This is a genomic window from Sphingomonas oligophenolica (genome assembly GCF_006438955.1).
Taxonomy (GTDB): Bacteria; Pseudomonadota; Alphaproteobacteria; order Sphingomonadales; family Sphingomonadaceae; genus Sphingomonas; species Sphingomonas oligophenolica_A.
Map to the genome: position 1 here is coordinate 20,301 of NZ_RCZK01000016.1, position 7,471 is coordinate 27,771.

Here is a 7,471-nt window from a genome sequence, read left to right on the forward strand (position 1 = left end):
TCAGGCAACGCCCTCAGCGGCCACGCGCTTCCAATAGGACATGTCGCAATATCGCGCGACCGGTGCCAGTGATCGTCCTTCCGGCCCGTACCGGGTCCGCAAGGCGAGGACCTGTTCAGCGCCCGCCGACCCGATGCCGCCGTCGGGGGTAAGTCCCGATCGAGGTGATAAAAGGCTGCTCATCACCGCTGTTGCCGCCTGCGGCTTGATCTCGGGCATGCGTTCCACGAGGAGCGCCTTGGCCGCTTCGAGATTGGCGGCATCGAGCACCCATGCCAAGCCCTGCCGATACACGCGCAGGAACCGCTCCGTCAGGTCGACATGCTGCCGCGCCCACCGGTCCCGTACCGCGATCACCCCGCCCTGGTAGGTAGGATAGGTCTCGCCGCTGCGCGCGAGCACGGTGAACCCCGCCGCGCGCGCGATGCTGGTGAACGGCTCGATCGTGATCGTTCCAGCGTGCATGCCATCGCGCACGCTCGCCCAGCGCGCAGGGGTCGCCCCGACAGGAACCACTGTATAGTCGCTCTGGGACAATCCCATCGCCTCTAGCATGCCGTACAGCACGAAGGCGAACCCGGTGCCGACCGCGTCGAGGGCAAGGCTGCGCCCGCGCAAATCGTCGACTGAGGTGATGTCGGGCTGCACGACCAGACTGAGTTCGATCTGCGTGGCACCGAGGATCGCCCGGAAATCGGGTGCAGAATCGAGCTCGACCGCACCCTGGCCCTCCTGATAGGCGACGACATTGTCGAACGCGGTGAACGCGATGTCGAAATTGCCCACGCCGAACTGCTCGAACTGATGCACCGAACTCGGCGTCGTTTCGAAGCGCAGATCGATGCCCGCCGCCTCGAACCAGCCGTGGGCCATCGCGGCGAACACGGGCAGGTTCGGCGCGCCCGGAAACGCGATCACCGACAGACTCTTACGCTCGCTCATCGGATATCCTCGTTCAACGCCAGCAACGCGGCCGCGACATCGTCGACCCGCTCCAACGGGGTCAGATGGGCCGCGCCATCGAGCACGGTCAGTTTTGCACCGGCAATGGTTTGCTGCATCGCTTCCGCCATCGCGGGCGGGGTCGCATAATCATCGGAGCCGACGAGGATGCGCGTCGGCATCGCGAACAGCTGCAGCGCGGCGCGTTCATCGACGCGACCAAGCATCCGGCAGGTCTCGGCATAGGCATCTCGGTCAGTGGCGAGGAATACGTCGATCGCGCCTTGCACCACCTCGGGATTGGCCGCGGCGAAGCCCGCCGAAAACCACCGACTCGTCTGGAAGCCGACCAGCGCACCCAACCCTTGGGTAAGCGCCTTCTGCGCGCGCTCCTCCCACTGGGCGGGGGCCGCGGGGCCATAGCAGGCGGTCGTGTCGACCAACCCGAGCGCCAGGACGCGCGGGCAGTAGCGCGCAGTGAACGCGATCGCGATGCAGCCGCCCATCGACGCGCCTGCGAGAATAATGTCGTCCCATCCGATCACCGCGAGCAGCTCCGCCAGATCATCGGCGAACTGGGCCGCCGAATAGGGTGCTCCGCCGCGGCCCGACGCACCGTGTCCGCGACAATCGTAAATCAGCACGTCGCCGACTCCAGCGAGTCGCTCCGCCACCGGCGCCCAAAACTGCATGTCCATCGCCAACGAATGAATCAGCACGAACCGCGCCGACCCGGTTCCTGGGATAATCCGATACGACAGCTCGACGCCGTCGCGCATCCGCGCACGTTTGATATCGGCAAGGTCGCTCATGGTTGCGGCTCCGCGACCGTCGCAGGATCGATAAAGGGAGCCTCTGCGCCGACGTGATGGGTGATCGGCGGCTTAAGCTTGGGAATGATCGCCCCCAGCACGATCATCGTCGTTACCCCGACGATCGTGGGTTGCTGCAACAGCAGCGCGACGACGAGCGGCAAGGGCTTGAGCACTTCGGGCTCGAGAAAATTGCAGCCGAAGCCGAGCATCAGCGCGAAGCCCGTAATCGCCAACCGACGGGGCTCCCACTCCACATGCGACAGCATTTCCACGCTGTGCAGGAACACCATCCCGAACAGCACCGTCGCCGCTGCACCCAGAAGGGGGACGGGCAACACCACAAAGAGGAAATCGATCTTGCTGCAAAACCCGATCGCAATGAGCAGTGCGCCGGTCGCCATCGTTACATAACGGGACGCCACACGCGTGGAACGCAAGAGCGCTACGCACGCGGGATAGGGAATCATGCTGAATGTGCCGATGGTCGATGCAAGCGCGGAACCCAACATCATCGAAAGGATGCCGCGGGTATGTCTGGCGGGCGTGACCGGAACCTCCGCCCATTCCCCGACCGCGCTCATCAGCGCGATCGTCTGTATGTTCACTGCCACCAGCACAAGGAAGAATACCAGCGCGTATTCGAAGTTGAACGAGAAGCCGAACGCGAACAGGTGCGGCATCACGAACCAGGGCGCGCGCACGACCGCGCCGAAGTCGATGGTCGCGAACATTTCGAACACCAGCGTGCCACAGCCCAGCGCAATGAGCAGCGACAACCGCCGCAGGATCACGATCGGGGATATGATCAGGGCGACAAGCACCACGGCGGTCACCAAGCCACAGCCCAGATTGACGAGCGGGAAGGTCGGATCCCCGGGCTTGCCGATCCAGTGCGGAAACGTGAGATCGGCGATCTGCATCATGACCAGCATCACGATCGACCCCGTGATCACGGGATTGCGCACCGCGGTAGCGAGCAGCATCACGACGCTCTTGCCGCGAATTGGGATCGTCAGCAGGCACCAGGCGAGCGAGGCGGCGCACAACGATCCGAAGGCCGCGCCGAGGTCGCTGCCGGGCATATGACCAAAGGTCACCAGTGCCGCGAATACCCCGGCATAGGGTCCCGCAATCAGCGGGAATTTCGCGATCACCCCGGCCATGAGTAGCGTTGTGACGCCGCATCCGATGAACGTTGCCGTATAAAGGTCGGCAATGACCTCAGGAGGGAGGTGGAACGAGCGTCCCAAGATGCCCGGGAAAACGAACACTCCGGTCATGACGAAAACGTTTTGAAGCCCCATCAAAACAGCGTCGCGCCAAGGCACCGGTTCATGGATCGATACATCGAAAACCGACGCTAAGTCGGAGCGGCCACTCAACTTCCCAGCTCCTTGGGGCAAGCTAGTGCGGCAAAGCCAGATTCAATCCGCTCGATCACGCTCGCCCCCATCTCATCGTTCGTCTTACTGTATGACAATCCGATCAATGCCAACGATCTGATGGCGCGTCAATGCTTGACATCGGATCGACGGCGAAAGCCGACTGTTTGCGCGGCACACGCTATTTGGACGCCTCCGTCGACGGTAGCACCGCTATAATTACACACCCCCGCCTAGCGGGCTCGTGCTTCCTCCTGAATTTCGCGATCACGATACCCACCGCAGATGCATGACGATGCATTTTGGCATGGCATGCCGATGTGGCTACTTCTGAACCGTGGAAGGATCTTCAAGTCGATGCCGTTCGTATCGACGATGGTCACCACGCCAATTGCTTCCCATCGAGCGCGCTGTATGATCGCGTAGTGATGGACCGTAATGAAATAGGGGTCGGCCTGATTGGCTACGGCCTCGGCGGACGGGCCTTTCACGCACCATATATCGTTGCCACGCCGGGCATGGCGCTGCGGGCGGTGGTGTCGCGCGATACGGCCAAGGTGCGCTCCGACCTGCCTGCCATGCGGGTCGTGCCCACCGTCGAAGCTCTGCTCGCCGAACCGGCGATCGACCTGGTCGTTGTCAGCAGTCCAGACCTGCTGCATGCCGAGCATGCGCTCGCGGCAATCCGCGCGGGCAAGCACGTGCTCGTCGACAAACCGTTCGCCACGACCTTCGCGGATGCCCGCCGGGTGGCCGCCGAAGCCGTCACTCGCGGGCGCCTGCTCACCGTCTTCCATAATCGTCGCTGGGATGCAGATTTCCTAACGTTGCGTCGGCTCATTCGCGACGGGATCCTAGGCGAGATCGCGCATGTCGAAAGCCATTTCGATCGGTGGCGTCCGGTCCCCGCCGCCACCTGGAAGGAAGCGCGCGACGGCGGATCGTGGCTCGATCTTGGCCCGCACCTCGTCGATCAGGCGCTCCAGCTGTTTGGCACGCCAAGCGGGATCAGCGCGGACATTGCCACGCTGCGCGAGGGGTCACTCGCAACCGATTATTTTAACGTCGTCCTTCGCTATCCGCACCGTCGCGTCGTGCTGCGTTCGAGCAAGCTGGCGGCCGACCACAGTCTGCGGTTCGCGGTCCACGGCACAAGAGGGAGCTGGATTAAGCACGGCGTCGATCCGCAGGAGTCCGCGACGGTGGCAGGCCACATGCCCGGCGGCGACTGGGGACGAGATCCGATCGAGGGCAAATTTACTGACGCGAACGGCGTTTCCAATGCCGTCGCCAACGACCGCGGAGATTACCGCTTGTTTTGGGCTGCGCTCGCCGCTGCCATTCGCGGGGAAGGAGCGAATCCGGTGCCAGCATCCGAAGCCTTGGCGGTGATGGAGATCTTAGAAACGGCCCTGTGCGGCAGCTGACGCGGTAATTTTGCGCTGGGCTAAACGCGGCCTCACGCAGCGTAGCGCTGTGGATAAGCGTCCAAGCGGGACCCCATAAGCTTGCAGTATAACTACTTGAAAACGGATATTAATATGGATTTTAAGGGGGTCCCGATCGGCGCTGATCGGGACACATCTAATCTCATATTCTTCTGACTTTACAATTTGTTACCTTGAGTGTGGCTAGGGTCCCGCTTCGACGCTTATTCACAACCAGGACTCCCCCGTCGTCAGAGCGTGATATTTCTTCGAGCCATTTCTGCGGCGGCTAAACGCGCGAGCGGGGTCTGAGTGGAGTCCGAGAAGATATCGGCGAGGTCCAGCAGGTCCTCGTCTTTAAGCGCCAGTATCGAGGCCTCGATGTCGGCGAGGCAAGCTATCGTCCGCGCGTCGTTTAGGGCGTTTCGTTTGATCCGGGTTCTGAGCATGCTGGCGCGCTAGCAGGGATGTCGCCGAAAGGGGAAGCGGCGAATGGCGCGAATTATCGAGACGGGTCTTTCTGCATCAAGCGAATCGACCTTAACGGCGTTGCGGAGCCCAGGGTAGATCACTTACCGTTCCAGCATGAGCGTCATCTTCAGCTTGCCCCCCGGGAGACATTGGATCGAAGCGGAGGACCAAGTGCTTATACGATCGTGGGAAACGATACCCGCCGATCAACTGCCTGCGCAGCTTTGTCGATCGGCCGAAGCCATTAAGCATCGGGCTCGAAAGCTCGGTCTCAGCCATCGAACCGCTTATAATAACGACTTACCTGCCGCCGCGAGGGGGGCGCAGGCCAAGAAGCCCCGATCTTAGCTCAACTGCCCGCGTCGTGCGCCCGAGCGCCACGGCGATCACGTCGGCCCTCTGACCCGCTGAATTTCTGCGCCTAAGTTCGGCCTCGTCGGCGTCGGTCCATAGATTGGGTTGGGGCATTGCTGGACAATCTACCTGCGGCGATCGGAATTCAACTGCACTAGCGAGAGTTTTAATCCACCGATCTTCACTGCTGGAGGACGCTCAGATGGTCGACCAGATTACACTGTGGATAACTTAACCTCGTGTCCATCGGACCGGCAGCAGCTCAGTCAGCCGTCTCACACAAAGCATTCGACTTCGCCCGCCACCAGAGCGAACAGCGGATCGTTGAGTCGCAGCGCTGAAGCGTGAGCGCCCTGCCCTGCCGATGCGATCGGGCGGGGCTGCAGGTGGTGGGACCGGCTCTGACGCGGGTCTCGATGAGGAGACCACAGATGACCAAGCTCAACGACACGATGCGTATTTTGCTGGCGGCAGCAGCCCAGCGCGAGGGAGGCAGCCTGCTGCCGCTGCCGGACTCGCTGAGCGCGGGCGCGCGCATCACCAAGGCGATCAGCCAAATGCTCGCTGGCGGGTTCGCCGAGGAGCGCGATACCAGCGACGCAGCCGCCATCCACCGCACTGACGGCGACCTGCGGTTCGGCGTGTTCGCCACCGCGGCCGGGCTCGCGGCGATCGGCATCGAGGACGAATCCGGCGACGCTGGCGACGCCCCGATCGTGACGGCGGCACCACCCACGACCAGCAAGAAGGCCGGGGTGATCGCGCTGCTTAGCCGCGCCGATGGTGCTACGATGCCCGAACTGATCGCGGTGACCGAGTGGTTGCCGCACACGACCCGTGCGGCGCTGACTGGCCTGCGCAAGGCGGGGCACGCGATCGAGCGCAGCAAGCGCGACGACGCCACCTGCTACCGCATCGTGGCGGCGCAATGAGCCGGGTGGAGGACGAGGTCGCCGCGCTGGAAACCCTGTCGTCGACGGCGTTGAAATCCCGGTGGTGCGATCTCACCGGCACGCCGCTGCCGAAGGTCAGTCCCGCGATGCTGCGGCTCGCGCTTGCCTGGGAAATCCAGGCCCGCTGCCTCGGCGGGCTGTCGCGCGAGACCAGCCGCACCCTCGATCAGCTGGCGGCAGCGAAGACCCGCACCAGCGCCACGGTACCAGGCATGAGGCTGGTCCGGGAATGGGCGGGCAAGGTCCATGTGGTGATGGTCGGCGATGACGGCGTCATCCGCTGGGATGGTAGCGACTGGGGCTCGCTGAGCGAGGTCGCGCGCGCGATCACCGGCACGCGCTGGTCGGGCCCCGCATTCTTCGGCCTCAAGCGCAAGCTCGCAGCATGACGCCCGGGCATGCTCACCGGGTGCGCTGCGCAATCTATACCCGCAAATCGAGCGAGGAAGGGCTCGAGCAGGCGTTCAACAGCCTCGATGCCCAGCGCGAGGCGTGCGCTGCCTATATCCTCTCGCAGGCAAGCGAGGGCTGGTCTCCGCTCCCCGATATCTACGACGATGGCGGGCTGTCGGGCGGCACGCTGGAGCGCCCTGCCCTCCAGCGCTTGCTCGCAGAGGTCCGCGCCGGGCATGTCGATATCATCGTGGTCTACAAGGTCGACCGGCTGACCCGCTCGCTGCTCGACTTCTCCAAGCTGGTCGAGGCGTTCGATGCGGCGGGCACCTCGTTCGTCTCGGTCACCCAGTCGTTCAACACCACCACCAGCATGGGCCGACTGACCCTCAACATGCTCTTGTCGTTCGCGCAGTTCGAGCGCGAGGTCACCGCGGAGCGGATCCGCGACAAGATCGCAGCGTCCAAGGCCAAGGGCATGTGGATGGGCGGTACACCGCCGCTCGGCTATCGACCCGATGGCCGCAGCCTCGCCATCGTCGAGGATCATGCCGCGGTCATCCGGGACATCTTTGCGCGCTACCTCGACCTTGGCAACGTCAGGCTGCTGGGCCAGGCGCTCGCGCGCGAGCGGATCAGGGTGCCGCTGCGGACCATGACCAGCAGCGGCCGGGCGTTCGGCGGTGTCGCGTTTACCCGGGGCCAGCTCTACGCCATCCTCAAGCGGCCTGCCT

General features: G+C 63.6%; 8 protein-coding genes. 4 read left to right on the forward strand and 4 right to left on the reverse strand.

Annotated features, from left to right (window positions below):
* From EAH84_RS14170 to EAH84_RS14180, 3 genes are read right to left on the reverse strand one after another with little or no spacing between them, the layout of a single operon-like run.
* Positions 1-942, reverse strand: coding sequence for an ABC transporter substrate-binding protein (locus tag EAH84_RS14170; protein WP_140872649.1), 942 nt, complete (start codon positions 940-942; stop codon positions 1-3).
* Positions 939-1,754 (reverse strand): alpha/beta fold hydrolase, encoded by an 816-nt coding sequence (locus tag EAH84_RS14175; protein ID WP_140872650.1) that lies wholly within the window; start codon positions 1,752-1,754, stop codon positions 939-941. Before EAH84_RS14175 ends, EAH84_RS14170 begins: the two co-directional genes overlap by 4 nt.
* A complete protein-coding gene (locus EAH84_RS14180; protein ID WP_140872651.1) occupies positions 1,751-3,139 on the reverse strand; it encodes a uracil-xanthine permease family protein in 1,389 nt (462 codons plus the stop codon). Before EAH84_RS14180 ends, EAH84_RS14175 begins: the two co-directional genes overlap by 4 nt.
* A gap of 302 nt (positions 3,140-3,441) precedes the next feature.
* On the opposite strand from EAH84_RS14180, the gene EAH84_RS14185 reads away from it, so the two are divergent.
* Positions 3,442-4,566: an oxidoreductase gene (locus EAH84_RS14185; protein WP_241656626.1), complete on the forward strand. Its 1,125-nt coding sequence runs from the start codon at positions 3,442-3,444 to the stop codon at positions 4,564-4,566.
* A 251-nt stretch (positions 4,567-4,817) separates the two neighbouring features.
* Here EAH84_RS14185 and EAH84_RS14190 read toward each other — a convergent pair whose 3' ends face one another.
* Positions 4,818-5,015: a hypothetical protein gene (locus EAH84_RS14190; RefSeq protein WP_140872652.1), complete on the reverse strand. Its 198-nt coding sequence runs from the start codon at positions 5,013-5,015 to the stop codon at positions 4,818-4,820.
* Between the two features lie 807 nt (positions 5,016-5,822).
* Between EAH84_RS14190 and EAH84_RS14195 the strand changes: the two genes are divergently transcribed.
* From EAH84_RS14195 to EAH84_RS14205, 3 genes are all read left to right on the forward strand, one after another.
* A complete protein-coding gene (locus EAH84_RS14195; protein ID WP_140872653.1) occupies positions 5,823-6,323 on the forward strand; it encodes a DUF3489 domain-containing protein in 501 nt (166 codons plus the stop codon).
* The gene (locus EAH84_RS14200; RefSeq protein ID WP_140872654.1) at positions 6,320-6,733 is read left to right on the forward strand and encodes a DUF2924 domain-containing protein; all 414 of its coding nucleotides are present in this window, start codon (positions 6,320-6,322) and stop codon (positions 6,731-6,733) included. The genes EAH84_RS14195 and EAH84_RS14200 overlap by 4 nt, the downstream gene beginning before the upstream one ends.
* On the forward strand, positions 6,730-7,471 hold a 742-nt coding region (locus EAH84_RS14205; RefSeq protein ID WP_161978412.1), incomplete at its 3' end, for a recombinase family protein. The genes EAH84_RS14200 and EAH84_RS14205, both read left to right, overlap by 4 nt.